This window comes from Streptomyces sp. NPDC029836, from assembly GCF_055574495.1.
This window is the reverse complement of record NZ_JBVHZI010000011.1, coordinates 84,908-110,825: the sequence shown is the minus strand read 5'-3', so window position 1 is coordinate 110,825 and position 25,918 is coordinate 84,908. Positions and strand designations below refer to the sequence as shown.

The following is a 25,918-nucleotide window of genomic DNA, read 5'->3' as shown; positions in this document are numbered from 1 at the left end:
GCGTGGCCAGAACCAAGGAATTCGACCCGGAAACCGCGCTGCAAGCAGCCCTGGAGCTGTTCTGGCGGCGCGGCTACGAGGCGACCTCGATGGCGGACCTCGTCGAGCACCTCGGCATCGGGCGCGCCAGCATCTACGCCACCTTCGGCAACAAGCACGAGCTGTACCTCAAGGCGTTGGACCGGTACAACGAGAACCGTGACGCGACCCTGCTGGGCGAACTGTCCCAGCCGGGTCCCGCGCTGCCCGCCGTACGTACGCTGGTGCGGCGCTTCGCCGCCGAGGCGAACGCCGACGACCGGCGGTTGAAGGGGTGCTTCGTCACCAATGCGGCCGCCGAGCTCGGCGCGCACGACGCGGCGGCGGCCCGCCGGGTCGAGTCGAGCTGGGACCACGTCGAGACCCTGCTGCACTCGGCGCTGGTACGGGCCCGCGCGCAGGGCGAGTTGCCCGAGGACCGCGATCCGCGCGCGCTCGCGCGGATGCTCCTCGTGCTGATGCAAGGCCTGCGCGTGGTCGGCAAGGCGTCGAGCGACCCGGGTCGGGTGCGGGACGCCGCCGAGCAGGCGTTGGGGCTGCTGGACTGAACGTCACCCCTGGGGAGGGGTGCTTCGTCATGACCGAATTATGGAACGTTCAGTCAAATATAGGGGGAGAAGTGACCACCACGCAGGGCCGTGACACCACGATCGAAGCCGCCGCCAGAGGCCCCGCGCCCGGCCCCGCCTTCGCGCTGCTCGGCATCGTGCAGACGTCGTTGATCTTCACGCTCACCGCGCTCGTCGTGCCCCTGCCCCGGATCGGTCGCCAATACGGCCTCGACCGGGACGACTTGATCCTCCTCAGCGCCGCCTACGGACTGACCTTCTCCGGGCTGCTGCTCTTCGGCGGCCGCGTCGCCGACCGTCTCGGCGGGCGTCGCGCCCTCCGCGCCGGGCTGCTCGTGTTCGCCGCGGCGTCCCTCGCCGCGCTGCTCGCCCCGGGACCGCAGACACTGCTCACCGCCCGCTTCGCGCAAGGGGCCGGCGCCGCGCTCACCGCACCCGCCGCCATGGCCGTCCTGCGCGCGGTCTTCCCCCGATCCGCCGCGTACGGAAAGGCGATGGCCACCTGGGGCGGGCTGTCGGTCCTCGGCGCGACCGCGGGGAACCTGCTCTCCGGGGTCATCTCGGCGCTCGCGCCCTGGCGCCTGACCCTGGCCTTCCCGGTGGCGGTGGCCGCCTTCGCGCTCGTTCTCGCCCCGAGGCTGCTGCCCGCGACCCCGGCCGGCACGGGCCGTTCCCTCGACCTGCCGGGTGCGCTGCTCGCCACCACCGGCATCACGCTGGCCGGCTACGGCCTCGTCCTCACCGACGCCCACCCCTGGGGGTCCGCCGCGGTCCTGATCCCCCTCCTCACCGGAGCCGCGCTCCTCATCGGGTTCCTGCTCGCCGAGCGCCGCGCCCCGGACCCGCTGCTCCCGCTCGGCTTCCTCCGGGACCGCCGCCGGGGGCTCGCGCTCGCCGCCATCGGCCTGACCGCCGCCGGGACGGCCATGACGTTCGTCCTGCTCTCCCTCCAACTCCAGCAGGACCGCGGCTGGTCGGCGTTGCAGACCTCCGCCGCCTTCGTCCCGTTCGCGGTGGCCCTGCTCGTCTCCGGGCGCGCGGCGGGCCCGCTCATCGCCCGGTACGGGGCGCCGGCCGTCACCGCCTCCGGGCTCGCGATCGCCGCGACGGGCCTCGCGCTGCTCGCCCTCACCGGCTTGACCCCGCACGCTCCGTACGCGTACGGGCTGCTCCCCGGCCTACTCCTGCTGCCGGCCGGAGCGGCCGCCGCGTTCGCCGGGGCCGCCGTCCTGGCGACCGACGGGGTGGAGCCGCACCGGACCGGGCTCGCGGGCGGCGTCATGAACACCGCGATGGAACTGGGCCCGACCGTCGTACTCGCCGCCCTGCTCACCCTCGGCTCCGACGCCACCTCACTCGCCGCGACGGCAGCCACGCTCGCCGCCGCCGCTCTCCTCAGCACCCGCACCAAGTAACCCGCGCAACCGCGCAACCGCGTACCAACCAAGGGAGTCATCACCATGAACGCACGCTTCACCGGTAAGACCGTCCTCGTCACCGGCGCGGGCTCCGGCATCGGCCGGGCCATCGCCCTCGCTTTCGCCGCCGAGGGGGCCGCCGTGGTGGCGGCCGGACGTACGGCCGCCCCGCTCGACGAGACGGTCGCCCTGATCGAGAAGGAGGGCGGCACGGCAGCCGCCGTCACCGCGGACGTGACCCGCTCCGATGAGGTCAGGGCCCTGGTCCGACGCACCGTCGAACACTTCGGCAGCCTGGACGTCGCCGTCAACAACGCGGGTGTCTTCCGGGGCGGCGCACCCATCGCCGATCTCCCCGAGGAGGATTGGCGCACCCTGCTCGACATCAACGTCACCGGTGTCCTGCTGAGCCTCCAGGCCGAAGTCGCCCGGATGCGCGACCAGCCCACCGGGGGCGTGATCGTCAACATCTCCTCCAACCTCGGTACGCACACCCGCATCCCGGGCGTGGCCGGCTACATCGCCACCAAGGCGGCCGTCACCGCCCTGACCCGGGCCGCCGCCCTGGACCACGTCGCCGACGGCATCCGCATCAACGCGGTCAGCCCCGGCCCGGCCGCCACCACCATGTCGCTCCGGCCCGGGGAGACCGACGCCGACCGGGCCGCCCGGATGAAGCGTGAGGTGCCTCTGGGTCGGGTCTCCTCCACCGCGGAGGTCGCGGCAGCCGTGCTGTACCTGGCCTCGCCGGACGCCGCTTCGGTCGTCGGCACCGACCTGGTCATCGACGGCGGCATCTCCGCCTGACCGAGGCCTTGCCGTGCCGCACACCGCCGCCGACGGCCGGCGCAACGGCTGACACACCCGCGACCAAGTCGAGGAGGGCCCTGAGCATGCCCCGTGGCCCCCATCCTCTTGTGTCCGCGGGTGTCCTCCGTGGGACGCGTCCTCCGATCACGCCGACGGGGGAGTTGTTCGCGCACCCATGCGGGATCGGGGTTGGTGTGGGGTCGGCCCGCCACGAAGACGGTCGGCACGGTCTCGTCGCCGTCGTTGGCCGCCCTCACCGCCGCGGCTCCTGCCGGGTCGCGCCAGATGTTGACCCAGTGCAACTGGCGGGCGCTGCGGCCCAACCGGATGCGCATGCGTATGCAGAACGTGCAACCCGGCCGCCAGAAGACGACCGGTCGACCGTCGACCGCGCTGCGGCGTTGTGCCTCCCGCGCACCGATCGACCTCGGGAACAGCAGGGGTGAGGTCACGGCGGCGAGCGCCAGGAATGCCGGCAGGAGCGCTGCGGCCGGGCCGAGGCTCCCCCGGAGGACCTGACCGGCCGCGACGGCCGCGCCGCAGAGCACGAGCAGTATCGGCAGGACCCAAGCGCGCATCATGGTGCCGCATGCTACCGATCGACCGTGAGCGACTGGACACAGCGTGGGACCGCGCCGGCCGGTCGTGAGTGCCGTAGGCCGCGCACGCGAGACCTACGCCGCCGCCGGCACGAGGAGATGGATCCGTGACCGGCACCGAGCCGTGACGCACGCTCTGGAAGGAATACGAGGAGCCCGACGACCGGGGAGCCGTCGGGGACGCCTGCGACGGCATCCGGCTCTTCACGGGAGACCACAGCCCGGAGCCCGCGACCACGACCACGATCGCCCTCGCCCTCGTCGGACCGGAAGCAGCCGAGGGCCTCCGTGACGCCACGCAAGCCGACCGGGCCGTCTACACCCCGCAGCAGGCTGCCGTCGTCGCCTCCGCCCTGTTCGCCCAGGTGAACGCGATGGCGGACACCTTCGCTTCCCTCCGCGGGCTGATCCAACAGGCCGCAGACCGTCACGACACCGCGTTCCCTCCCGAAGCGGCCGACCACCTGACGCGGGCCGCCGCAGCCGTCACCTCCACCGACCACTTGGGCGCGGGCGTCGTGGACGCCCTGAACGCCTGCCCGAACCTCGGCCGGCTCCCCGACAACGCGCACGAGACCCTCGTCGCCGTTGCCGCCCTCCTCGGTCCCGCTGACACTGATCCGGGCCGCACCCGACGCGATCTCCTGACCAGGACCAGGACGAAAGGGCTGTGGGAGGCGCCGCGAACGCAGCCCTTGATCAGGGCGCACACCCGCCGCGTCGCGGCGGGGGTGACGAGCCCGCGCGCCCCGGCCCCTGTGCGCGCCCGTTACCCCACCGCGGACAGCCTCTCGTGCGGCGAGCCCCGTCGCAGTCGGTAGTCCCGCTCCGAGAAGGTCATCCGACGCGGACGGTGACCGCGGGGAGGGGGATGGTGGAGAGGTCCAGCTGGAGCCCGGTCAGGGTCAGGTAGGTCTGCGAGTCGGTCAAGGCGGAGGTGGTGGACGGCGCCTGGGCCTTCCCGCGCGTGTGCACCAGCAGGTACCAACCCCCGCGCCGGTAGCTGCGGGAATCGGAGGGGTTCGGGCGGTCGCCGTTCGGGTTCAGCGTCCAGCCCTGGCGTTCCAGGTCGGCGCAGATCGCATTCATCTCCGCCTGCACGGTGGCCATTTCGCGGGCGGCCATCCAGCCCGTCCTGTTCGCGGCGGCGTCGGCCGCGACGGTCGGGCGACCCTGCGCCGGGTCGAGGCCCGCCGCGCTGATCGCGGTTCGCATCACCTCGTCCACGGCGTCCCGGGTCAGGGGCGGTGACGTGGACTCCGGTACGGGCGCCTCAACGGACGGGGACGGCGTGGGCACGGGCGCGCCCAGGTGGACCCGCCCGTCATCGTTGATCTGGACCTGGTTCGGCAGGAGTACGGCGGCCATCCCCACGATCAAGGTCGTGGCCAGCCCGATCCATACCCTCTTCAACAACGCGTTCAACGCGGAACTCCCCCCGAGTGATCATTCAGAGGGAGTGTCACACAGCCCGCCCAGCACCCGTCACCTCATGGGACAGGCCCCGAGCCCCCATCCCCGCTGCGACCCGAGCCCCGACCCTGAGCCCTGAGCCCCCGAGCCCCCAGCCCCCAGCCCCGAAGTGATCTTCTACCAGGGCCCCCGACCGCCTGTAGACGGGCACGGGTTCGCCAGAACGGCGGCTTGATCTATCGACCGGCGTGGCGGGCCGAAAGGGCGTTGAGCAGCGCGGCGCCGGTCTCCGCGTCATCGACGCTCACGGCGAACTCCGTGCCCTTGGTCGGACGGATGACCAGGCACTCGCCGGCCCGGAGCATCACGGTGGTGCCCAGGCCGCTGAGCCGGTAGCCCCAACCGCCGACCTGCGCCGGGGTCCGCTTCTCGGCACGCGCCGAAACGATGTCCTGCGCCGCCCAGCGCCGTACCGGCCGGCCGAGCGGACCGAAGGCCACCTCCAGCCCGGACTCCGTCACCCGCGCCTGTACCGAGGCGCACGACAACGCGAGAACCGAGGTGATCGCGAACGGGGCGATGAGCGCCCACCGCAGGCCGATGAGGCCACCCGCGCCCGCGAGTAGGGCGGCCGCGGCCACGAGGCCGGTAAGAGCCGCTGTCAGCTGCAGCCAGGGGTTCGCGGTACGGGAGAGCCAGACGCGGCGCGCACCCTCCGGGACCTCCATGACTTCGCCGCTCACGCCCTGTTCGGCGTGGACCGGGAGTGCCACGCGCCGGCCGGCCCACCATCCCAACACGCCGGCGGCGACGGCGACCACCGCCGTGACGGCCATCCCCGTGCCCACCGAACCGGCATCCCGCCAATCGGCCCGGTCCAGATTGGCGCGGACGATCGAAGCCTGGGCGCCCGCCAGAGACACGCCCCCGGACAGCAGGGACACCCCGACCCACGCCGCCGCGGGCGCACCTCCACGCCGGCCGACCAGGGCCATGGAGAGCGCCAGAACCGCCCAGACCAGCGTGGGGAACACGGCAGCCGCCCACAGGGGCATCGATCCGTCGGGAGCCTCGCCGTCCCAGTGGGTGGCGAGGCGCTCCGGCAGCCGGCTGCTCGCGGCCGGCGGAAGCCCCGCCAACACGGCCGGCACGCCCACCACCCAGGCCGCCGCTCCCCACCGCGTGCCCCTCGTCCGCTTCGTACGGTCAGTCACGAAAACCCCCTGATCACGTCAATGAGATCGTTCCTGCTGTACCCGAGGTGCGCGGCATGGACTCCCCAACAGCCCGCCCGGCGTTGCCCCGTCGCACCGTTGCCCGAAGACGGAAGCACCGGCTGGTGACGGTGTCCTCGCAGACCGGGACCGCCGGGCCCACGGCAACGTCGCGCGCCCCCCGTCCTCTTAGAATGCTGCCATGCGGCCAACCCGTGCCCTTGCTGTTCTGCTCGCCACAGCCGCCCTCGCCGCAGCCTGCACCCAGGACGGCAGCAGCCGGACCGGGGAGTGGGAACCCGATGACGCACTCCAACGGGTCCAACGAGCGTTGGACGCCGATGACGCCGACACCACCCTCATTGCCGAGGCGTCCAAGTTCGTCGTTTCCGGGGTTGACCAAACCCTCGATACCCCTGGTGAGAAGCCCTACCGCTTCGACATGGTCTGCGACAGCAACAGCGTGCCGACCATCAACCTGACGCTCACACGCGGCGGGACCACACGGACTTTCGAAGTCCGCTGCGGAGGCAGTCAAGCCGTACGGTTGAACGTACCCGCAGGACAGCCCTTCGTGGCCGAGGTCCCTTCGATCGAAACCGATCCTCCACCGAGCGGCGTCATCGTGTGGAACCTCAGCACCCTCGCACCACCGGACGTGCAGGGCTGCCCGGACGACATCCAGGGCTGCGAGCCTTGGCGGACGGAGCTCCACGGATCGACTCGCTGAGGAGTCGGGCGACGCAGCGCCCTGAACAGGGTCCACGCCTCCGCACACCTCCGTGCCCGCAGCCCCGACGGGAGGGCGGGATCGGCCGGCGCTGCGGTCGGTGAGAAGGCTTCCCGTACGATCCGACGCACACGCGCCGGCAGCCGCCTCAGGACGGCGCACCGGCGCGGGGGTTCGGGCCGTTCACCCGGGACGCTCAGTCGGCTCGTGGTGCCCAGGCGGCGGCATGTGCGGAGGCGGTGCGTCCGCAGGACCAGGCCACCACCACACCGCATACGGCGACCACGGCGACACCCGTACCGAGCAGGGCGGTGGACATCCAGCCGCCCTTGCCCAGGTTGATCATCAAGGAGCCCAGCAGGGCTGCCACGCCCGATCCGACCGCTCCGACGGCGCCCAGGGGCAGGGCGAGGTTGTACAGGGCGATCCGCCGGTAGAAGCCCTGCCCGGTCTGGTGGACGGCCAACGGGCCGAGGGCCTGGGACTGTTCGATGAACACTCCGGCGGCGCCGAGGGCGCCCGCCGCGGCCAGGGCGGCGATGCCGAGGGGCGCGAAGTCCAGCAGCCATCGCACCTGGGCCGCCTGGGCGGCCGAGCCCAGATACCAGGACTGCCCCGGCCGCGCGGTCATCGGCCCGATCAGATGCCGGTAGCCGGCCTGCTCGATCGCCTCCACCCCTGAGGTTCCGTCACGGTTGACGACCAGGAATCCGAACAGTGTTCTGTCCCCTTCGGCGGGGGCGGCGCACGCGCACACCGTGACCGGCGGGCCGGGCAGCATCTCCGTCGTACCGAACACCTCCCGCCCCAGCGGGGACAGGCCGGTGAACACTCCCTCCACGCTCACGGGTTCGACGGGGCACCGGATCATGGCTCCGAACGCGGCCAGCGCGCCGCAGGTGCCGGTGAGCCGCAGTCCCTGACGGGCGGGCTCGGGGGAGTAGCGCACCACCCGCTCGGCGCCGACGGCCGCGACGAACCCTTCGGCGGTGGCGGGGACGTTGCGGGACCTGACCTGGACCAGCATGCCGTCCCCGGCGTGGAAGCGGGCCCGGGCCGCCTCGGCGGGGCCGGCGAACTGAGTGGTGATCACCTGTCCGATGACCACGATCCCGAGTCCGACGACGAGCGCGGCACTGAGTCGGGCCAGGGCCTGAGGCCGGGCGGCGAGCCATCGGCCCGCGACGATCATCGCCGGGTCCCCGCGTCGGCCACCACTACGGGCCAGCCGGGCACCGATGACCCGGGCCAGGCGAGCCGTCGCGTAGGGAAGGACGATCAGCGCGGCCATGGCCCCGACCGCGAAGCCGACCTTCCCCACCGTCCCGCGGTGCTCCGACCCCCACGCGGCCACCGCGACGGCGCCCACGAACACCACACCCGGCCACCGGCCACCGGTCGCCGGGCCCGAACGGGCCGGCGTTGACCCCGTACGCCGACGGCGCACGAGGCAGCCGGCCACACTCAGCGCGAGCAGTACGAGGAACGTCCCCGGCGCGCACACCGGAAGCCATCCGAGCGCCGCCCGAAGGTCCTCGGCCCACACGCGGTAGCCGGTGAACGGCAGCGTCAGGGACGTCACCGACACGGTCGCCGCCAGTACGCAGGCGGCCAGGATCCCGTAGCCGAGCGGCCGGGCCGCTTCCGCCGCCACCACCACGGCCCTGCCCCGTACCGGGACGCCGAGAGCGTCGAGGAGCAGCAGCCGCCGCTCCCGTACTTCTGAGCGGCTGCGGGCGGCGACCAACACGAGCGCCATCACCGGCAGGCCCGCGACCAGTGCCACGATCAGGTCGAGCTCGGCGATCCCCCGGTCGAACTGGTGGGAGGCGACGAAGAACGAGCCGTGTTGACGGGCACCGAACCCACCGATGAAGGAAGTGGGTTCGTCGACCTCGTCGAAGAAGCCGCCTTGGGGCGGGTTGACGTACGCCACCAGTTCGACGCCGTCCGCGAGACCCGCGGGCGCGATCATGCCCGCGAGCTGCCCGTACCGGCCGGGAGCCACCTCGGCGAGGGCGGGCGACAGGTAGGCCTCCCCAGGCCGGGGCCAGCGCGGGAGGCCGGGCGGAGGCGCGATCGCGGACCCGAGCGGTCTGACGTACACCACGGAGACGGCACGCTCCCCCACCTCGTCGGGCCGCTCCCACCAGCGGGCCCGGGCTTCGGCGGCCGCCACGGGCACCGGGTTGCGGGCGGTCATGCGGGCGTCCCGCCGGTCGTGAACGGTGTGCGCGGCCACCACGGCCCACACCGTCGTCAGCGCGAGCAGCGCGGCCATGAGGAGCGCTGCCCGATGCGGCGATCCGCCGCGGGTACGGGCCATGCGGAAGCCCAGGGACCACAACAGACGCGTGCCGGATCCAGCCGTGGACCTCACCGGGCACCTTCCAACTTGCCGCCGGCCAACTCCAGTACCACGTCAGCGCGTTCGGCTACCGACGGGGAATGGGTCACGACCACCAGCGCGCACGGCCGCTCCGCGGGTACGGCGAAGAGGAGCTCGGCGACCGCATCGGCGGCCTTGCCGTCCAAGGACCCGGTCGGCTCGTCGGCCAGGACCAGACTCGGAGAGCCGATGAGCGCCCTGGCCACGGCCAGCCGCTGCCGCTCACCACCGGAGAGCGTGGCGGTGGGCGAACCCCTGAGGCCGGCGAGGCCGAGCTCGCCGAGCAGCGACTCGGCACGCGCATACACCTCCCGGGGCGGCGCTGACGACATGAGAGCGGGCAGGGCCACGTTCTCCAACGCCGTCAGTTCGGGCAGTAACTCGCCGAACTGGTAGACCATCCCGACGTGCGCCAGCCGCAGAGCGGCACGCCGGGAGGACGAGGCCGCGGTGACGTCGTGTCCCGCTATGACGACCTTCCCGCCGGTGGGAAGGGTGATGCCGGCAACACAGTTCAACAGGGTGGACTTGCCGCACCCACTGGGCCCGGTCACGGCCACACTCGTACCGTGAGCGACATCGAGGGAGAGGCCGTCGAGGAGGGTCCGACCGGCGACCTGGTAGCGCAACTCCCGAGCCGAAAGGGCCGGGATGGTGGAGGTGGATGAGGGCACGGTTGCTCCTTGCACACACGAAAGGGACCCGCGACGGGGGATTCATCGAGCCGCTCGGGCTCCGCCGCCACGGGACGGGACGGAAGCAGCAGCGGTACCCCCAGCTCGACCGAGCGTCCGGCGCGTCAGCACGTATCCGATGCGCCTGGCGACGGTAGAACCTGTCCGTCCGATGGTTGGCGGTCTGCTCGCAGGTCCCCCTCCGACGGTGGACGACAATTCCTCCCGGCCCCTGGTCACGGTAGTGGGGATCAGCCCCACAGGTACGGCGAGCCGCCTTTCTGACCAGGGATTCCATGCGGGACAGGTCCTCCTCCCGCGGTGTTGCCACCCCTACGAGGCGGGCCCCACGGCCGCGACGGCCGGCGGGGTGCGCAGGCCGACGGGGTGCGGGGGCCGGCCCACCTGCCGGTTCCGCCGCCCGTTCGTCGGCGATGACGGCCGGCCGGCGTCCGCTCTCGTGCGACTACGCTGGTGGAGCTATCGCACGTGAACGAAGGACGCACATGGCTCGCCCCTACAAACCCGGACCGAAACAGTTCGTCTTCGCCGTCGGTGATGGCAACGACGAACAGGTCTCCGTGGGCGACCCTCAAGAAGCCTACGTAGCCTTCTCCGCGTTCTTCCGTGGTCGGGACGCCGACGCCTACACCATCAGCGACGAACCGTCGGGGCAGAGGCTGGTCCTCATGCCCGGGCAAGGCCTGATCTCCCGGATCAAGGACGCCGGCCCGCCCCGGTCGGAACACCTCCAGGTCGACAGGGGCAACCGCTACCTTCCGAGCGCGATGCTGTTCTTCGAGAACGGCTACGCCGGCCTCGACCGCTTCGGCCAGTGGTTCTCCGACCTCGCCGACCTCGACGCGTCACCGGAGGTGCGCGGCGCCGCCCGCGCCGCCACGATCACGACGGAAGCAGCGGCGATCGAAGAAGTCGCCCGGATCTGGGCGGATTCGGGCTACGTGGACCCGAGCGACCAGTACTACGTCTTCTTCGACTCGCGCGGTGTCGACGACGACCGAGCCGACCGAGCCGTACTGCTCAAGTTGATCGAGTTCCTCGGTGTCGAACGGGTCGACGCCCCGGCCGAGGCCGCCGAGGGCGAAGTCTGGGTGCGCACCGACGCACGCCTCGACGCCGAATGCGCACGATGGTCGTGAGCAGCGTGTACTGCATGAGCTGTGTGAACTGCGTGAGCAGCGTGTACTGCGTGAGCAGAGGCTGCGGGACGGGGCCGCGCCATCGCCGTGATGCCGGCCGTCGCCGTGTCGGGGGAGCCTGAGCCCGTGAAGGACATCGTTTTCACGCGGCGGAGCGGCTGGATCCCGAACGTGGTCCGCGAGGACGGCGAGCTGAAGTTGACGCTCGGCGCCGGGGCCGACGCCAACCACGAGCCACGCACGTTCACGTTCCCGATCAGCGAAGCCCATCTCGCGGTGATCCGGGAGGACTTGGCCAGACACCTACTGCTGTGGAGTGCTGTCCTCCCGCTGTGCGACGCCGCCGGAACCCGGGGCCGGCTCGACGAGAACGCTGCCGTCGCGCTCCTGGACCCGATCCTCCTTGCCGCGCCCGCCGACGTCGACGCGCTCTTCCAGCGCATCCCTTGGGACAGGAGCCGGCTCGTCGCCCACGGGGCCGACATCGCTCTCCTGGAGCGCGGTCAGGTGTGCGCGGCGATGCGCGCGGCGACCGAGACGTCGAACGGGAAGCGCGCTCAGGAGTACCACGCGGACCGCCGGCGTGCCGAGCGCGGAACCGTACTCGGTCCACTCGACGCCGCGATCCTGAGGTACACGGGCCAGTACGCGCACGGCGCGACGGTTCCGAGGCGACTGCCCGCTGCCGTCGATCCGGCGCTGCTGCCCGAGGTCATGAGGGTGATTGCCACTGCGGAGCGGGCGTGCGCCGGCCTGCGGATCGGTCGCGATCCGCGACGGGGAAAACGCGCCACGGACAAGCGCGACTGGGCGCACATGGAGACGACGGTCCAAGCGGCCGTGCGCCGTGCACACCCCGAACTCGCCGATGACGCGGTGCGTACCGTGAGCTTCCTGATGTGCTCGGAGGCCGCGGACCGCTCCAGGAACACACCCATGGAGGACGACGACGAGCGCGCGGCCGGCCACCACCACGCCGACTCCGTCGGGAGCGCGAGAAAGACGGCCCTGTCGTTCACCGACGACAAGGGCGTCGAGAAGAAGTGGCGACGGGACGGGCCCCGCAGTGCCGCCGCGGAGTTCTGGGAGTTCGTCGGCGATCGCTCCGCCGCGGACAACGAGGTGTTCACCATCGAGGACGAGGAGAGGGGCGAAGGGATCCAGCTCCACTTCTACGCGGACTCCCTCGCCCGGATCACCACGCTGCGCGAAGGCGACGGCACGTCGGATCCGGAGTACCGGGTCGAGTACACCCTGGTCGACGGGATCGGCGGCTACCGGAACCTGGTGAGCGCCTTCGCCCGCGGCGGCTGCGCCGCACTCGAACAGCACGGTCCCTGGATGTCGGACGTCGCCGAGTTCGAGCGCGCCCGCCGCCGGCGCACCGCCCGGTAGCCCAGCGGAAGCCCGCGCACGCGCCGTCGGAAGGACCGCACCAGGAGATTGCCCGGCCGGCCGTGACCGGCGTCGATATGCCGTGGATGCACGCCGAGTCGACGCGCTGCCCGGTCTCGAAGAGTTCCGTCCGCTCTTCGGTGAGCAGGAACGTGCTGCCGACGAGGAGGACTGGCCGCGGGCCGAGCACTGCTACGACGGGTGTACTACTGGGCGCTGCCCGAGGCCCTGGCCAAGCCGTCCGCGCTGCTGGAGATTCCCGCCGTGCCCGTGAAGGCCGGAGGGTGAGCGCCCGGGCGCCGCTGCTCCGGCGCACCCTCGTCTCCGTCAACAGTCCGCCGAGAGGGCGTCCGCGAGGAGTTGTGCCGTGAGTTCCACACAGCGCATCCGGGCGGGGGAGAAGTCGTAGGGCATTTTGGTGATCGCTTCGCAGACGCTCATCCGTTTGTCCTCCTCCCCCTTCAGGTCGGCGTCGTAGATCTCGAATAGCTGCTCCTCTTCCGCATCCAGCCCAGCTGCCTCGCCGGCCCGCTCCAAGGCCATGTGATGGGCGCATCGCCGTACCGCGACTTCTTCGACGCGTGGGTCGTCGGGATCGACGCCGTCGTCGAGGGCGGCCTCGGCGGCGTCGAGACGGTCGTCCTCGGCCCTCAGATCGGGGTGGGTGGCCAGCACGATGAACACGCCGGCTTGGACGGCGGCGCCCAGCGGACCGAAGACCCGTTCCGTGAGCAGCAAGACTTCCAGGTCGGAGGGGCGCAGTGCGCCCGGGGGCAGGTGGCCGAGCCGGTTCGTGACCAGTTCGGAGAGCAGTCCCAGTGGGCTGCCCGCCGCCAGCAGCCGCTGGACAGCCGCGCGCCGGCGTTTGATTTCGGCCTCTCGCGCCGCCAAGGTTTCCTCCAGCCTGTTCAGGATCTCCTCGATGTCCCGCGCTTCGTCGAAGGCGGCCCGCATGTCGTCCAGGCTGATGCCGACCGCTGCCATCTTGCGGATCCACAGCAGGCGGATCATGTCGTCGTAGCCGTAGCGGCGGCGGCCGTCCCCGCCTCGCTCCGGCTCCGGCAGCAGGCCGATCTCGTGGTAATGGCGGATGGCACGTGGGGTGGTGTCGGCGAACGCGGCCGCATCACCGATCTTGACCTGACGGGGAGGCGCGATGAAGGGGTGCATCGGACGGAGCCTTTCGAGCGGGAGTACCTCGACCACATCACATGCCGCTACGACAGGTGCAACAACATCGCCCGCCTGAACCGCCGCCACCCAAAGGCGGTCCCCACGGCGCGGTTCGCCGAAGAGCGACGGGCGGCGGCCACCCGCGCCACCCCCTGCATCAGCCACCTTTCACCCGACCCCCGACGAGATCGAACGCCGGGTACGCACCCTCCTGGCCGAACTCGCCGCCCCGATCACCCGATAGCGTTGCTGTCCCGATGATCTGCCGGAGGGGGAAGCGGTGAACTGGTCGTCCGCGCTGCTGGGATGTGCCGCCGGGCTCGTGATCTCCGTGGTGACGGCCCCGGCGGGCGTGTCGGGCGCGGTGTTCCTGCTGCCCGTCCAGGTCAGCTTCCTCGGCGTCCCCTCCCCGGCGGTGACGCCCACCAACCTGCTCTACAACGTGGTCGCCGGGCCCGGAGCGCTGATCCGGCACGCCCGCGGCGGCCGGCTCGGCGGCCCGCTGACCCGTCTCCTGCTGGTCGGCACCGTCCCCGGCGTCATCCTCGGCGCGCTGATCCGGGTGTTCGCCGTCCCCGGCCCCGCCGTGTTCCGGGCCTTCATCGCCCTGCTCCTGCTGCCGCTCGGTCTCTGGCTGTGCTGGCGCACCCTGCGCCCGGCACCACCCGCCCGGGCGGCCCGGCCCCTGTCGGAGCGGGCAACCGCGGCCCTCTCGCTGGCGGTCGGGACCGTCGGCGGGATCTACGGCATCGGCGGTGGCTCCCTGCTGGGCCCCGTCCTCGCCGGCCGCGGACTACCCGTCGCCCAGGTCGCGCCCGCCGCCCTCGCCTCGACCTTCGTCACCTCGGTCGTCGGCGCCGGCACCTACGCACTGCTCTCCCTCACCACCGAGGGATCCATCGCCCCGAACTGGCCCCTCGGCATTGCCTGCGGCATCGGCGGCCTCGCCGGCGGCTACCTCGGGGCCCACCTCCAACCCCACCTCCCCGAGCGCTTCCTGCGCTACCTCCTCGGTCTCCTGGCCGCCGGCATCGGCACGCTGTACGCCGTCCAGTCCCTCACCTGACCTGTACGTCGTCCTCAAGCAAATGGGGCGGCCCGGCCATACGAACCGACACGCTCGCCAATCGCCTACCGGGCCGCACTCCGCCTCGCCGACGTCCTCATCCCGGCCCGGCGCGGACCGACGAGACAGAACCCAGGGCGCGTCGACCGACGGACAGGTCGGAAACCGCAGCAGGGCGATCCCGCGTCCCTGTTGCTCGTGATCATCATCATTGCGCTGACGCTGGCGCTGGCAGGATTCGGCTCCCTGATATCGCTCGCCATCCACGCCGCCACGGCCGTGCGGCTGCGCTCGGCCGCACCTGTCCTGCACGCCTGGGTGTTCACGCAGGTCGCCGTCGCCGCGCTGTTCTGCGCGGGGCTCGCGTTCGTGTCCGGGCACATGACCGGGTTCAACCCCCCCGATCCTTGGGCGGTCTGCAACAGCCAGGTGAGCCGGATGTTTCGGGACCCGTCGACGCCCGAGAGCCGGCTCGTCACCCGGTCGGTGCTCCCGGTGTCGGTCGTCTGCGAGAAGTACCCGGGGGACCCCGACGCCACCGAACAGGTGCCGAGCTGGATCAACGCCGCCATCTTCACCGGCGGCGGCCTCGCGCTGGGGTCCGCAGCCACGGCCCCGTTCACCGGGGTGCTACGACGCCGTCTGTGCCGGCCGGAGCCGGCGGCGACCTGACGGGTCCGGACGGCCAGGATCCGCGACCGGGCGATGTTCGGAAGTTCCCGGCCGCGACGGTCACCGCGCAGAAGTGCACGGAGGTCCGCGACCTCCTCCTGCTTCCGACGGCCGGCGAGCCCATCCCCCCATGTGCCGGCTCCCGGCATCACCGGCTTGGCCCCGTACGCACGCCTCCTGGAGCACGTCGGCGCAACGCTGACACGACTGGCGGACAGCCCGGACGCGGATGCGTCGTCCCCATGCCGGACGGCGGAGCTCTCGGCCGGTACGGCAGCGTTCGATCGCCATCGCCCCGACAAGGAGCAACCGGGTGCTACTCCTGGGGGTGAGAGCGTGCCAGCCCGGCAGGTGTTGCAGGTGAGGGCGGTCGCGGACGAGCGGCTGCACGCCACCGTCGCGGGAGCCGCTCGCCGAGCGGGTGCGGCTCCCCACGTGCGGCGGTCGGCGGCGCGGTCGCATCTTTTGCGAACGATGCGCAACCGTTGCGCCGTCCCGCATGTCCCAGCATGCAGGAGCGACCAACTCCCATGACCACCACCAGGGGGAAACATGAAATTCACCCGTCCCGTCGTGACCACCACCGCATTCGCCGCCCTGGCCCTCGGGGCCACGACCGCGCTGGCGGCGCCCGCCAGCGCCGCGCCCAACACCACGCCGCAGAAGGTCTGCGGGAGCGCCTACAAGACCGTGAACTCGGCTGCCATCGGCTCGCTGGGCACCGTCTACCTGACGTACAACGCCTCGACCGGCAAGAACTGTGTCGCGACCATCCGCAACAACCCGGGTGCGGCCGTGGACATGGCCCTGTGGATCGAAGTCAACGCGACCTCGGCGCGAGGCGAGGACTACGGCCGGTACACGTCGTACGCGGGCCCGGCCTACGTGTACGGCAAGGGCCACTGCGTGGACTGGGGCGGGGGCATCAGCAACGTGCACGTGCAGGTGTACAACTCCAACTGTGGCGCGCGCAAGGAGCACCGGGTCACCGAGGTCCGCTGACCCGAGCTCCTCCTGACCGCGACGTTCTGTGCCGACGTGCCGTCGTGCGGTAGCGCGGTCGCGCGGTCGTCGGGGGCATGACCTACCACCCGACGACCGCACGGGAACCCCCGTGGTCCGGCTCGCCCCGGCAGACTCGCCGAGTCTGCCGGGGCGAGGGCGCGTCCGGCCTCCTCCCTCGGGTGCGCGGCCGTCCGGTCGGCGCTCGGCCGCAACCGCCCCGGGGAAGCCCGGGGATGTGCGACATCCCGTGGGTTGCTCTGATCTTCTCTGTGTGCCTGGTCCAGGGACTGGGCGAGAACCACCAACGGGACTGCGAACCGGCGTTCTGGCGTGACGACACCACGCTGGTATGCGACTACACCCCTGAGCAGATCTGCTGCAGCCCCCGATGGTGTTCGATGGGGGCCGGTCCCTCACGTCTGAGGCGGGTACGGGACCTACCTGGCGACCACGGCCTGGCGGCAGGTCCGCCTCGCGGCCGGTGATCCGACCCATCCGGGCGAGGGGGCGGCACGGACATCCTGATGCGCGGCGACGAGGCCGGACTCGGCGCGTCGCGGCGCTGGAACGTGGCACCGTCGAAACCTCGACTGCCCCGGCAGAGGTTCTCCCGTTCTCCCCGAATTCGATCCTTGCGGATCGGGGGAGCGGGGGTGGCTGCCGCTCCGTTGGAGGTAGCCGGTTCCCGACCGCGTCGCGGCAACCACCCCTGCCATGGTTCGGATGCCCCGAAAATCCTGGCTTTGACGGGCGAGATCCGGACATAACTGTGGGTCCCTCCCGAGGGAGGGACCCACCATGACGCGCCGCTCAGCCCGTCTACCAGCGGTACCAGCGGCCGCTACCTCCCTTGGGGCGGGCGACGAAGCCGACCAGCCACAGCACCAGGACGGCGATGGCGACCCACCAGAGGATCTTCACCGCGAATCCGGCACCGAAGAGAATCAGGGCGAGCAGAAGAACGAGAAGCAGGGGAACCATAGTTATTACCTCCGAGACGCCTTCTGTCCGGCACCTGCCAGACCATGCGTGCGGAACTTACTTTCTTCTTATCGGTGCAGGCGGGCAATGGAATTCGCTGCCCGCGCGGTTCCCTCGCCCAAAGGATCCGTGGCTCTCCCGTTTCAAGTCTCCGCTCGGGGACAGGCGAGTTGAGGCAAGGCGAGTTCCTATGGCGAGGAGTGATGGTTGTGTCGGCTGACGAGAAGACCCAGGCGAAGACCGAGCAGGCCAAGGGCAAGGTCAAGGAGGCCGCCGGCCGCGTCGTCGGCAACGAGCGCCTCACCGCCGAAGGCCGTGCCGACCAGGCCAAGGGCGACGCCCGCCAGGCCAAGGAGAACGTGAAGGACGCCTTCAAGCGCTGACGTCATATTCCGGCCACGCCGGGCGTACGTGGGGCCCCCGACCATCGGTCGGGGGCCCCACGTACGCCCGCCCGACCCCGAACGCGCGGAGACCGTTTTCCGCCCCGGCCCCGGCGACGCCGTCCTCCCCTACACCGACTGCCGGGCCTGCGACCGGCTCGCCCGGCACCACGGCACCGACGGCGGAGTCGGGTTGGTGTGATCTTGATGAGCGGATGGTTGTGTTCGGGGGAAGGGCGGGCAGGGTGGTGATTGGTTTGGACCAATTTCGTCGTATGTCGAGGAGTGACCGGTGAGGACGCCGACGTCGGTGCGGTGCTGCCGGACGCATACGGTGTTCGGGTCATCGTCTGCGTCGGCGAGTTCGACGCCGACACGGTGCGGCCGCTGGACGTGGCCGCCCACGAGGCCCTCGACGACCCGGGGGTACGCCGCCTCGTCCTGGACGTCTCGACGGTCACGTTCGCCGATTCCTCGGTCCTCTACGTGCTGCTCAGGACATGCCGGAGCGGCCGCCTGGTCCTCGCCGGACCGGTTCCCTCCCGGCTGGAACGGCTCTTCGACCTGACCGGGGTCGCATCCCTGTTCACCCTCGTGGGCGGCGTGGAAGCCGTACGTTCCCTGTAGAGCTGCGCGCCCGCCCGGCGGATCGCTCCCGCCTCTACTGGTGGCGATACCGAACACCGGATTCTGGCGTCCCGCCCAGTGACGTCGTCACCCAGCCTGCTCGTCGAGTCGATGAAGGAGTCCGTCGAAGACCTGCTCGGGTTCGTCGTGTCGTCCACGTCGATCGCGATGGTCCCTTCCCGCACGCCACGGTACGGGCGGCGCTGTCGGCCGCTGGGGCGTGCGGGCCCGGGGAGACCGCTCAGTGTTCGAGGGCGTTCTTGAGCTGTTGCTTGGTCATCGTGGAACGGCCTTCGATGCCGCGCTTCTTCGCCTCCTGGTACAGGTCGTCCTTGGTCCGCTCCGAGGAGCCGGCCGACTTCTGGCCGCCGCGCTGGGAGGCGGACTTGCTCGGGGTGGAGCTGCGGCCGGTGGTCTTGCTCTCCCCGGAACGGGCGCGTTCCTTGTTCACGGTGCGGGAGGCCATCTCCTTCGCGCGGGAGTCGGACATGCCGCGCTCCTCGCCGGACTCCTTGATGTGTTCGTACTGCCGTTCACGCTTGGCACTCGATCCGCGAGGCATGAGCTGCCCTTTCTGATGGGGGAGGGGGCCAGGCCATCGTGTGCGCATCCGGCCCGGCGCGCATCCGGACGGCCCCCACACCGCCGGTCAGGGAAGGGGGTTCCCGCCGGTGGCGTTGACGATCTCACCGGTGATGAAGCTGGCCGCCGGCGAGGCGAGGAAGACGTACGCGGGCGCCATCTCCACAGGCTGCGCGGGCCGCCCGAGCGGCGACTGCTGGCCGAACTTCGTTGCGTCGGGCATGGTCGCGGGGATCAACGGGGTCCAGACCGGGCCGGGTGCGACGGCGTTGACCCGGATGCCGCGCTCGGCCAGCATCTGGGCCAAGCCGTGGGTGAAGGAGATGATCGCGGATTTCGTCATGGCGTAGTCGAGCAGGTGGGGACTGGGCTGGTAGCCCTGCACGGAAGCCGTGTTGATGACCGAACCGCCGCTCGGAAGGTGGGCCAGCGCCGCCCGGGTGAGCCAGAACATGCCGTAGAGGTTGGTCTTCATGACCCGGTCGAACTGCTCGGTGGTGATCGCCTCGATCCCGTCCGGCTGCGACATCTGGTAGGCCGCGTTGTTGACCAGCAGGTCCAGTCCGCCCAGCTCGCGCACCGTTCGCTCGACCAGGGAGGTGCACTGGGCCTCGTCGCGGATGTCGCAGACGACCGAAACCGCGGTGCGGCCCGCCTCACGGACGAGCCGTGCGGTCTCCTCCGCCTCCTTCGCCTCCTCGGGCAGGTGGGTGAAGACGACGTCGGCTCCTTCCCGGGCGAAGGCGAGGCAGACGGCCCTGCCGATGCCCGAGTCCCCACCGGTCACGAGCGCCTTGCGGCCGGCCAGTAGGTCATGACCTCGGTAGGAGTCCTCGCCGTGGTCGGGGCGCGGGTCCATGGCCTCGGTCGAGCCGGGATGGTCCTGGTTCTGGTCGGGGAACGGCGGCCTGGGGTACAGGTGCACCGGATCGGCGAGGCGCTGAGCGTCGGGGGAGGTGGACATCGGGGGGTGCACCGTCCTTGTCGGGTCGGGTCGGGTCGGGTCGGGTCAGGTCAGGTCGGTCCTGGCCGGTTCGGGTGCGGCTGCCGTCAGGATGACGGCGGGTAGGCCGCGGCCTTCAGGCGGCGAGCGAGGTGCGCGGTGTTCGCGGCGAGGGTCTTGGTGGTCGCGGCGGTCTTCTCCGGCGTCTTGTCGAGGTCCTGGTAGTCGGTCCCCTGCATGGCTTCGCCGACCCAGTAGGTGACGGCGTTCGGCGCCATCGAGAAGCCGCAGTCGTTCAGGCCCTGGAAGAGTTCGGCGCTGACGTGGTGGGCACCGTCCTCATTGCCGACGACGCACACCGCGGCGGCCTTGCCGTAGGTCAGCATCCGGCCTTCGTCGTCGCTCTCCGAGATCTCCGCGTTCAGGCGTTCCAGGACGAGCTGGCAGGTGCTGGCAGGATGTCCGAGCCAGATCGGGGTCGACAGGAGCAGGATGTCGCAGCCCAGGATCGTGTCGCGGATCTCCGGCCAGGCATCACCGTCCCCCATGTCGGTCTCCACGCCGGGCTTCACGTCATGGTCGGCGATCCGGATGACCTTGCCGGTGACGCCGTGCTCGGCGAGGGCGGCCATCGTCTGCTCGGCCAGCAGCTGTGAGCTGGACGGCTTCGGCGAAGGGGAAAGCGTGCAGACCAGCGCGACGGCGCGCAACGGGGTGGTTTCGGTGGTGTCCATGCGGTCCCGCTACCCGGCATCTGGTCTGGTATCCCACTTTTCGCCCCAGTACGGGCCGGCCGGAGCCCAGTACGGGCCATCTGGCCGAGAGCTCACGCTCTCGACCGACCACGGCCCCGGTCGCTCCGTCGCGGATGCGGGAGGAGCGCCGGTGCTCGTCGGCCGGGGCCGGGCCTACTGGTCCGCGCTGGGGACGGCGAGGGGGTCGGTGGGGGCGGTCTTCTTGGCCGTCTCCATCTCCTCGCCGAGTTCGGTCAGGCGGTTGCGGCCCATGGCCTTGCGGACGTCGGGGAACCACTCCTTCTCTTCTTCCTCGACGTGGTGACGGACGTTCTCCATGAGGACGGACATCTTGGCGTCGAACCGCTCGTCCGCCGCGTCGAGTCCCTTGAGCTCGGACAGCATCCACAGGACGACGTGGTGTTCCTCGACGCTTTCGAGAACGTGGTCCTTGGTGTCGGGCGCGGCCTCACGGGCGGCCGGGTAGAAGATCTTCTCCTCGATCCAGGTGTGGGTGGTGAGCTCCTCGATCACCTGGTCCACGATCTTGCGCTTCTCGCCGTGTGCCGTGTCCCCGGCCTTCTCGAACGCCTTGAACAGCTTCTCCACCGTCTTGTGGTCCTCTTTGAGCAACACGATTCCGTCCATGGCACTTCCTCACGCCGCTGGTGCGGGGCGACGTGCGTCACCCCGCACCCGTGTGCCCCGAACGCTCCCGAAGTAGCCACGAGGAGGCTGCGGATAACCCGGAAGGGCGAAGGACAGGCGGTGCACGATTGAGCGCGCCTCATCGGGATTGCCCGACCCCGCCATGGCCATCGCCGTCCGCCTCCTGCCCGCCGTACGTGACACCGTCAGCCGGTCCGCCTCCCTTCGTGGAGGCGGTTATCCGGCACGCTGGGTGATCGCTCCGGCCTGGGCGGGTACGGCGGGCAGGGGGACGGTGCAGGACGCGCAGCGCCGGGCCTGCGCCGGGACGGGGGTGAGGCATTCGGGGCAGTCCCGCTTGGGGGCCTGGACGTCATGGTGCGGGGCGAGGCGCTCGTGCAGCTTGTTGATGGGCAGCACGACGAGGAAGTACAGGGCGGCGGCCAGGAGCACGAAGCTGATCGCCGCGTTGATGAAGGCGCCGTAGGGGAACTGGGTGGCGCCCACGGTGAACGTCTTGCGGTTCATGTCGCCGGTGACGCCGGTGGCCAGGCCGACCAGCGGTGTCAGGAAGGCGCCGACGAAGCCGTTCACCACGGCGGTGAACGCTGCCCCGATGACGATGCCCACGGCCAGGTCGACCACGTTGCCGCGCAGGATGAAGCTGCGGAAGCCCTTCACCTTCTCACTCCTTGAGGTTTCGATGTCGACGGACGGAACGCGCTGCGCGCTGCCGGGGGCTGACAAGGGTCAGGCAGCGGCCGGGAAGGCGTGGGAACAGTGGGGGGCCGCGGGGACGGTGGGAATGCTCATCCGGCGCAGGAGGTCCCGAGTGGTCCGCAGGTCCAGGGTGCTGCACCAGGAGAGGCCCGGGTGGCGGGAGCGCAGGTGCGAAAGCGCCCGGTTGGCCAGCCCCGAGCTGCGGAAACGCTCGTCGATGACGAGGGCGGTGATGACACCCCGGGCGCAGTCGGAGCAGGCCCGGTAATGGACTTGGCCGACGACTTGGCGGACGTGGACGAGGAGCAGGCATTCCTCGCCCGGCCCGGAGTGCTCCGGGATGTGAGTGGAGAGGAAGTCGATCGCCCGGTACGCGAGGAGCCGGCGGCGCAGGCGGCTGGTGAAACCGACTCGGCGGGAGTGCTTGGCGCCGACTTGCCCGCGTGGCGGGGGCGGGGGCGGTGTCGGGGCCGTGGGGGCCGGGCCGAACACCGTGCTCGTGGGGCGCGCGTGTTGTCCGTGCATGGGGTCTCGTGTGCCCAGCGCGGCGTGCGATACCCGCCCCGGGTGTCAGCCCGCGGAGCGCCCGTCGCCGATGAGATGTCGGACCCGTACGGGTTGACCGTGCCGCGGGGCGACGCCCGGTTCCTACCCGTGACGGCGTTCGCCGTCGCGGTGCGCGTACAGCGAGGTGAGCTTGTTCCAGTACTGCTCAAGATGGGCGTCGGTTTCCCGCAGGGTCGGGTCCAGGAACGAGATGTGCAGTTCGGCCACGCGAGCGTGGGCGGTGTCCGCGCTGTCGGGTCGGGGAGTCGTGCGGCGCCAGGGGGCTCTGGCGGCGCTCGCGCCGTGGGTGTCACGTACCGCGCGGGTGGCTCGCCGGCGGGCGAGCAGCACGGCGGCGGCGAGAGCGGCGGCGATGAGGGCATGCAGCCCGTGGTGAGTGGCCACGGCTTCCTCCATCGTGTTCCACAGGGGCTGGGCGGCGCCAGTCCTCAAGGCGAGGCAGGCGCCGCCCTTGGACGGTTCAGCCGGGCCAGGTGCTGGTCACGCGCCGGGTGACGGCGGCACCTGACCGGTCGACGGCGACCTTGACGACGGCGAGGATCCAGCCTTGCTGGAGAGCTGAGGCGATCAGGTCTTCCCGCCGAAGTGCTCGTCGGCCGGCTTCGTCGTCTTGGCCGATCCGGGACGCTCTCAACGGCCCCTGCGGCTGCGGCGCACGAGCAGGAGGACGACGAACGCGGCAGCCGCGGCCATCAGCGGAGTGCTGTTGGTCTTCGCCACGGTCAGGGCCGACTCGGCCTTCTCGCGGACCGGGTCCGGTGTCTTCTCGGCAGCGAACTGCCCGGCTCGGGCCGCGGCCTCGCGGACCTGCGTCGCGGTTCGGGCCGCCTTGTCCAGGACCGGATCGGGTGCCTTGTCCTTGAGCAGTTGGGCGGCATGCGACGTCCTGTCGCGGATCCGGTCGCTCACCACGGTGGCCTTCTCGGCGGCCCGGCCCTGGATTTCGCCCGCCTTCTCCTTGGCCTGCGCCGTGACGTCGGCCCCCGCTGCCGGCGCCTCCACGTTCCGGCCGACCTCCTCGGGGGTGTGCTCGGCCTCCTCGCGGGTGGGCTCGACCTGCTCGCGCAGTTCCTTGGGAGTGGGCGTGGCGTCCTTGTTGCCCTGGGAGGGGGTACTCATCGGTGTGCTGCCTCCTTGATCTCGGCCAGGTCGGCCTTGACGCTGTCGATGGTCTGCTCCGGTGCGGGGGCGCCGGCCTTGGAGATCTGCCTCTTCCCGGCCGCGGCGGCCGCGGCTGCGACGGCCGCGAGCAAGGCGGTGATGATCAGGGCCGAGGCCCATACCGGGAGGAGCAGGGCCAGGGCCGCGATGACGGCGACGACCAAGGCCTGCGCGGCCAGGAAGCCGACGAGGCCGGCCCCGCCGACCAGGCCGCCGCCCACGCCGAAGCGTTTGCCCTTCTGGGTCATCTCCGCCCGCGCCAGCTGCATCTCCTCGCGGACCAGCTCCGAAATCTGCCGCGACGCCCGTGAGACGAGGTCGCCCACCGAGTCGTCGGGGGTGCGATGGTCCGGGTGGCGTTCAACGGCGCTCATCTGCTCTTCACCTTCTTCGCCTTCTTCGCCTGGTTCGTCCGTTACGGCGCGACGGCCGCCGCTCGTATCGTCGGCCGGAGGGCGTGCCGGCGGGCGGCCCCCTTGATGTGCACGCTGTTCACGGCGCGCTTACCCCTCAAGGACCCGGTCACCCGCCTGCGAAGGGTGGTCATCGCAGGTGGCGTACGAGGAAACGGGGTACCGCCCGGACGAGGGCGGCTGCGGCAAGCCCGACGCCGGCTCCGGCTGCGACGTCGGAGGGGTAGTGCGCGCCGCTGTGCACCCGCTCAAGGGCAACCAGCACGGCCGGGACGGCGCAGGCCGCGCCGGCCCACGGCCGGCAGGACGCGACGGCCGCGGTGAAGGCCACGGCGGCGGCGGTGTGCCCGGAGGGAAAGGAGGAACTGTCGGGCCGGTCCTCGACGTCATCGTGCGGGATCCACTCCTTGGGCGGCCGGCTCCGCTCCACGAGCTGTTTCGCGACCCCGTTCGACAGCAACTCCGCCACCGCCATGGACGCGATGCCGACGGCTGCGGCCCCACGCCCGCGCCGGCCCCCGACGGCCGCGATGATCGCGGCGGCCGCCCACCACAGTTTCGTGTGCTCGGCGGCTTCTTCGACCGGAGGGAGCACCTGGCGGGCCCAGGCCGAGTCCCACGCGACCATCCGGCGTGTCAGCCGATGATCACCTTCGCGCAGGGCAGCCACGATCTCCCGGCTGCGCCGCTTGGTCGCCCGTGCTCGTTCCACAGGCCCCTCATTCCATGCGGCGGCGGTCATCATCGCTCCACTTGCGTGTGTCACGGGGTTCGACATAAGGCTCCTCGTCCTTGGGCATTCCGCCGGCGATCGCGCGCTGGCGCACCATCTCGGCGTCGAACTCCAGCCCGAGGAGGATGGCCAGGTTGGTGATCCACAACCACACCAGGAAGATGATCACGCCGGCGAGGGTGCCGTACGTCTTGTTGTACGAAGCGAAGTTCGCGACGTAGAACGCGAACCCGGCGGAGGCGATCATCCAGATCAGCAGGGCCAGGAAACTCCCGGGCGTGACCCATTTGAAGCCGCGCCCCTTGGCGTTCGGGGCAGCCCAGTACAGGATCGCGATCATGATCGTGACGAGCAGGACCAGGACCGGCCACTTCGCGATCGACCACACGGTCAGTGCGGTGTCCCCGATCCCCAGGGCGGTTCCCACCTGCCGGGCGAGGGAGCCGGAGAACACGACGATGAGCGCGCTGGCGCAGGCCAGGACCATCAGCGTGACGGTGAGGGCCAGGCGCAGCGGGAGCACCTTCCACACGGGGCGGCCTTCGGGCATGTCGTAGACGGCGTTCGAGGTGCGGATGAACGCCGCGATGTAGCCGGACGCCGACCAGACCGCGACAACCAGGCCGACGATCGCCAGGAGCGATCCGACGCCCGCGTTGCCCTGGAGCTGCTGCACCGCGTCGCTGACCACGTCCCGGGCCGAGCCGGGCGTGAGTTTCTGCAGGTTGTCCAGGACCTGTTTCGTCGCGGACTCGCCCGCGATGCCCAGCAGGGAGACCAGCACGAGGAGTGCGGGGAAGAGGGCCAGGACCCCGTAGTAGGTGAGCGCCGCGGCCCGGTCGGCGAGCTCGTCGTCCTTGAACTCCTTCACGGTGCCGCGCAGGACCGCCTTCCACGACCGCTTCGGCAGCTCGGTGAGCTGGTCGGGTGCCCGCTCCTCCACCTGCGGATCCGGCCCGACCGTGCTCTCGCGATCGATCTCGCCGCGTTCGTCTTTCCGGCCCGGGTCCGGATTCGGTGTACGTGTCATACCCTGCGGCTTTCCCGAGCGGCGTCACTCATGTCAATCAGGTCGCCCGAGTAGTCGGGTTCTTCGGATC

The 25,918-nt window shown here is 71.1% G+C and carries 30 protein-coding genes and 1 pseudogene; 13 read left to right on the top strand and 18 right to left on the bottom strand.

Features of this window, described 5'->3' with window-relative positions; genetic code table 11:
* Window positions 1-2 precede the first annotated feature (2 nt).
* The 3 genes from ACZ4XJ_RS27835 to ACZ4XJ_RS27825 all read left to right on the top strand — a co-directional run bounded on the left by ACZ4XJ_RS27835 (window position 3) and on the right by ACZ4XJ_RS27825 (window position 2,833).
* Window positions 3-587, top strand: a complete 585-nt coding sequence (locus tag ACZ4XJ_RS27835; protein ID WP_362882048.1) for a TetR/AcrR family transcriptional regulator — start codon at window positions 3-5, stop codon at window positions 585-587.
* A gap of 71 nt (window positions 588-658) precedes the next feature.
* A complete protein-coding gene (locus ACZ4XJ_RS27830) occupies window positions 659-2,023 on the top strand; it encodes an MFS transporter (protein WP_468497806.1) in 1,365 nt (454 codons plus the stop codon).
* Between the two features lie 45 nt (window positions 2,024-2,068).
* A complete protein-coding gene (locus ACZ4XJ_RS27825; RefSeq protein WP_362882046.1) occupies window positions 2,069-2,833 on the top strand; it encodes an SDR family NAD(P)-dependent oxidoreductase in 765 nt (254 codons plus the stop codon).
* A 161-nt stretch (window positions 2,834-2,994) separates the two neighbouring features.
* Here the strand turns inward: ACZ4XJ_RS27825 and ACZ4XJ_RS27820 are convergent.
* Window positions 2,995-3,417 (bottom strand): annotated as a pseudogene (locus tag ACZ4XJ_RS27820) (glutaredoxin domain-containing protein); the annotation flags it as partial.
* Window positions 3,418-3,809: 392 nt separating this feature from the next.
* Here ACZ4XJ_RS27820 and ACZ4XJ_RS27815 point away from each other — a divergent pair.
* Window positions 3,810-4,256: a hypothetical protein gene (locus ACZ4XJ_RS27815; protein ID WP_468497805.1), complete on the top strand. Its 447-nt coding sequence runs from the start codon at window positions 3,810-3,812 to the stop codon at window positions 4,254-4,256.
* Window positions 4,257-4,272: 16 nt separating this feature from the next.
* Here ACZ4XJ_RS27815 and ACZ4XJ_RS27810 read toward each other — a convergent pair whose 3' ends face one another.
* On the bottom strand, window positions 4,273-4,803 hold the full coding sequence (locus ACZ4XJ_RS27810; RefSeq protein WP_362882042.1) for a hypothetical protein: 531 nt from the start codon (window positions 4,801-4,803) through the stop codon (window positions 4,273-4,275).
* Between the two features lie 281 nt (window positions 4,804-5,084).
* Window positions 5,085-6,062: a DUF1648 domain-containing protein gene (locus ACZ4XJ_RS27805; protein WP_468497804.1), complete on the bottom strand. Its 978-nt coding sequence runs from the start codon at window positions 6,060-6,062 to the stop codon at window positions 5,085-5,087.
* 202 nt (window positions 6,063-6,264) lie between these two features.
* Here ACZ4XJ_RS27805 and ACZ4XJ_RS27800 point away from each other — a divergent pair, with 202 nt between their 5' ends.
* Complete coding sequence (locus ACZ4XJ_RS27800; protein WP_468497803.1) at window positions 6,265-6,792, top strand: hypothetical protein; 528 nt, start codon at window positions 6,265-6,267, stop codon at window positions 6,790-6,792.
* 196 nt (window positions 6,793-6,988) lie between these two features.
* On the opposite strand, the gene ACZ4XJ_RS27795 is transcribed toward ACZ4XJ_RS27800, so the two are convergent.
* Both ACZ4XJ_RS27795 and ACZ4XJ_RS27790 read right to left on the bottom strand, forming a co-directional pair.
* Window positions 6,989-9,172: a hypothetical protein gene (locus ACZ4XJ_RS27795; protein ID WP_468497802.1), complete on the bottom strand. Its 2,184-nt coding sequence runs from the start codon at window positions 9,170-9,172 to the stop codon at window positions 6,989-6,991.
* Window positions 9,169-9,855, bottom strand: a complete 687-nt coding sequence (locus tag ACZ4XJ_RS27790; protein WP_468497801.1) for an ABC transporter ATP-binding protein — start codon at window positions 9,853-9,855, stop codon at window positions 9,169-9,171. The genes ACZ4XJ_RS27795 and ACZ4XJ_RS27790 overlap by 4 nt, the downstream gene beginning before the upstream one ends.
* Window positions 9,856-10,361: 506 nt before the next feature.
* Here ACZ4XJ_RS27790 and ACZ4XJ_RS27785 point away from each other — a divergent pair.
* On the top strand, window positions 10,362-11,015 hold the full coding sequence (locus tag ACZ4XJ_RS27785; RefSeq protein ID WP_468497800.1) for a hypothetical protein: 654 nt from the start codon (window positions 10,362-10,364) through the stop codon (window positions 11,013-11,015).
* A 126-nt stretch (window positions 11,016-11,141) separates the two neighbouring features.
* Window positions 11,142-12,410, top strand: coding sequence for a DUF6357 family protein (locus tag ACZ4XJ_RS27780; RefSeq protein WP_362882032.1), 1,269 nt, complete (start codon window positions 11,142-11,144; stop codon window positions 12,408-12,410).
* Between the two features lie 327 nt (window positions 12,411-12,737).
* Here the strand turns inward: ACZ4XJ_RS27780 and ACZ4XJ_RS27775 are convergent, their stop codons facing one another.
* A complete protein-coding gene (locus ACZ4XJ_RS27775; RefSeq protein WP_468497799.1) occupies window positions 12,738-13,580 on the bottom strand; it encodes a MerR family transcriptional regulator in 843 nt (280 codons plus the stop codon).
* Window positions 13,581-13,863: 283 nt separating this feature from the next.
* On the opposite strand from ACZ4XJ_RS27775, the gene ACZ4XJ_RS27770 reads away from it, so the two are divergent.
* From ACZ4XJ_RS27770 to ACZ4XJ_RS27760, 3 genes are all read left to right on the top strand, one after another.
* Window positions 13,864-14,649 (top strand): sulfite exporter TauE/SafE family protein, encoded by a 786-nt coding sequence (locus ACZ4XJ_RS27770; protein ID WP_362882029.1) that lies wholly within the window; start codon window positions 13,864-13,866, stop codon window positions 14,647-14,649.
* Window positions 14,650-14,847: 198 nt separating this feature from the next.
* The gene (locus ACZ4XJ_RS27765) at window positions 14,848-15,321 is read left to right on the top strand and encodes a hypothetical protein (RefSeq protein WP_362882027.1); all 474 of its coding nucleotides are present in this window, start codon (window positions 14,848-14,850) and stop codon (window positions 15,319-15,321) included.
* A gap of 552 nt (window positions 15,322-15,873) precedes the next feature.
* Window positions 15,874-16,323: a spore-associated protein gene (locus ACZ4XJ_RS27760; RefSeq protein WP_362882025.1), complete on the top strand. Its 450-nt coding sequence runs from the start codon at window positions 15,874-15,876 to the stop codon at window positions 16,321-16,323.
* An 822-nt stretch (window positions 16,324-17,145) separates the two neighbouring features.
* Here the strand turns inward: ACZ4XJ_RS27760 and ACZ4XJ_RS27755 are convergent.
* Window positions 17,146-17,307 carry a hypothetical protein gene (locus ACZ4XJ_RS27755; protein ID WP_053676175.1) on the bottom strand — a complete coding sequence of 54 codons (162 nt, stop codon included), beginning with the start codon at window positions 17,305-17,307 and terminating at the stop codon, window positions 17,146-17,148.
* A 209-nt stretch (window positions 17,308-17,516) separates the two neighbouring features.
* On the opposite strand from ACZ4XJ_RS27755, the gene ACZ4XJ_RS27750 reads away from it, so the two are divergent.
* The 3 genes from ACZ4XJ_RS27750 to ACZ4XJ_RS27740 all read left to right on the top strand — a co-directional run bounded on the left by ACZ4XJ_RS27750 (window position 17,517) and on the right by ACZ4XJ_RS27740 (window position 18,317).
* Window positions 17,517-17,690 (top strand): CsbD family protein, encoded by a 174-nt coding sequence (locus ACZ4XJ_RS27750; protein ID WP_468497798.1) that lies wholly within the window; start codon window positions 17,517-17,519, stop codon window positions 17,688-17,690.
* Window positions 17,691-17,718: 28 nt separating this feature from the next.
* Window positions 17,719-17,892, top strand: coding sequence for a hypothetical protein (locus ACZ4XJ_RS27745; protein ID WP_468497797.1), 174 nt, complete (start codon window positions 17,719-17,721; stop codon window positions 17,890-17,892).
* A gap of 83 nt (window positions 17,893-17,975) precedes the next feature.
* Entirely contained in the window at window positions 17,976-18,317 is a 342-nt protein-coding gene (locus ACZ4XJ_RS27740; protein ID WP_468497796.1) for an STAS domain-containing protein, read from the top strand.
* 241 nt (window positions 18,318-18,558) lie between these two features.
* On the opposite strand, the gene ACZ4XJ_RS27735 is transcribed toward ACZ4XJ_RS27740, so the two are convergent.
* From ACZ4XJ_RS27735 to ACZ4XJ_RS27685, 11 genes are all read right to left on the bottom strand, one after another.
* On the bottom strand, window positions 18,559-18,879 hold the full coding sequence (locus ACZ4XJ_RS27735) for a plasmid stabilization protein (RefSeq protein ID WP_468497795.1): 321 nt from the start codon (window positions 18,877-18,879) through the stop codon (window positions 18,559-18,561).
* 87 nt (window positions 18,880-18,966) lie between these two features.
* Window positions 18,967-19,863, bottom strand: a complete 897-nt coding sequence (locus ACZ4XJ_RS27730; RefSeq protein WP_468497794.1) for an SDR family oxidoreductase — start codon at window positions 19,861-19,863, stop codon at window positions 18,967-18,969.
* An 86-nt stretch (window positions 19,864-19,949) separates the two neighbouring features.
* Complete coding sequence (locus tag ACZ4XJ_RS27725) at window positions 19,950-20,576, bottom strand: flavodoxin family protein (RefSeq protein WP_362882017.1); 627 nt, start codon at window positions 20,574-20,576, stop codon at window positions 19,950-19,952.
* A gap of 174 nt (window positions 20,577-20,750) precedes the next feature.
* A complete protein-coding gene (locus tag ACZ4XJ_RS27720; protein ID WP_362882016.1) occupies window positions 20,751-21,224 on the bottom strand; it encodes a hemerythrin domain-containing protein in 474 nt (157 codons plus the stop codon).
* Between the two features lie 237 nt (window positions 21,225-21,461).
* Window positions 21,462-21,905 carry a large conductance mechanosensitive channel protein MscL gene (gene mscL, locus ACZ4XJ_RS27715; RefSeq protein WP_362882014.1) on the bottom strand — a complete coding sequence of 148 codons (444 nt, stop codon included), beginning with the start codon at window positions 21,903-21,905 and terminating at the stop codon, window positions 21,462-21,464.
* A 69-nt stretch (window positions 21,906-21,974) separates the two neighbouring features.
* Window positions 21,975-22,469 carry a hypothetical protein gene (locus ACZ4XJ_RS27710; RefSeq protein ID WP_362882012.1) on the bottom strand — a complete coding sequence of 165 codons (495 nt, stop codon included), beginning with the start codon at window positions 22,467-22,469 and terminating at the stop codon, window positions 21,975-21,977.
* Between the two features lie 123 nt (window positions 22,470-22,592).
* A complete protein-coding gene (locus ACZ4XJ_RS27705) occupies window positions 22,593-22,895 on the bottom strand; it encodes a hypothetical protein (RefSeq protein WP_468497793.1) in 303 nt (100 codons plus the stop codon).
* Window positions 22,896-23,141: 246 nt separating this feature from the next.
* Window positions 23,142-23,630: a DUF3618 domain-containing protein gene (locus ACZ4XJ_RS27700; RefSeq protein ID WP_468497792.1), complete on the bottom strand. Its 489-nt coding sequence runs from the start codon at window positions 23,628-23,630 to the stop codon at window positions 23,142-23,144.
* Window positions 23,627-24,046, bottom strand: coding sequence for a phage holin family protein (locus ACZ4XJ_RS27695; protein ID WP_362882005.1), 420 nt, complete (start codon window positions 24,044-24,046; stop codon window positions 23,627-23,629). Before ACZ4XJ_RS27695 ends, ACZ4XJ_RS27700 begins: the two co-directional genes overlap by 4 nt.
* 169 nt (window positions 24,047-24,215) lie before the next feature.
* Window positions 24,216-24,797 (bottom strand): phosphatase PAP2 family protein, encoded by a 582-nt coding sequence (locus ACZ4XJ_RS27690; RefSeq protein ID WP_468497791.1) that lies wholly within the window; start codon window positions 24,795-24,797, stop codon window positions 24,216-24,218.
* A 7-nt stretch (window positions 24,798-24,804) separates the two neighbouring features.
* Window positions 24,805-25,848 (bottom strand): YihY/virulence factor BrkB family protein, encoded by a 1,044-nt coding sequence (locus tag ACZ4XJ_RS27685; protein WP_362882001.1) that lies wholly within the window; start codon window positions 25,846-25,848, stop codon window positions 24,805-24,807.
* Window positions 25,849-25,918: the final 70 nt, after the last annotated feature.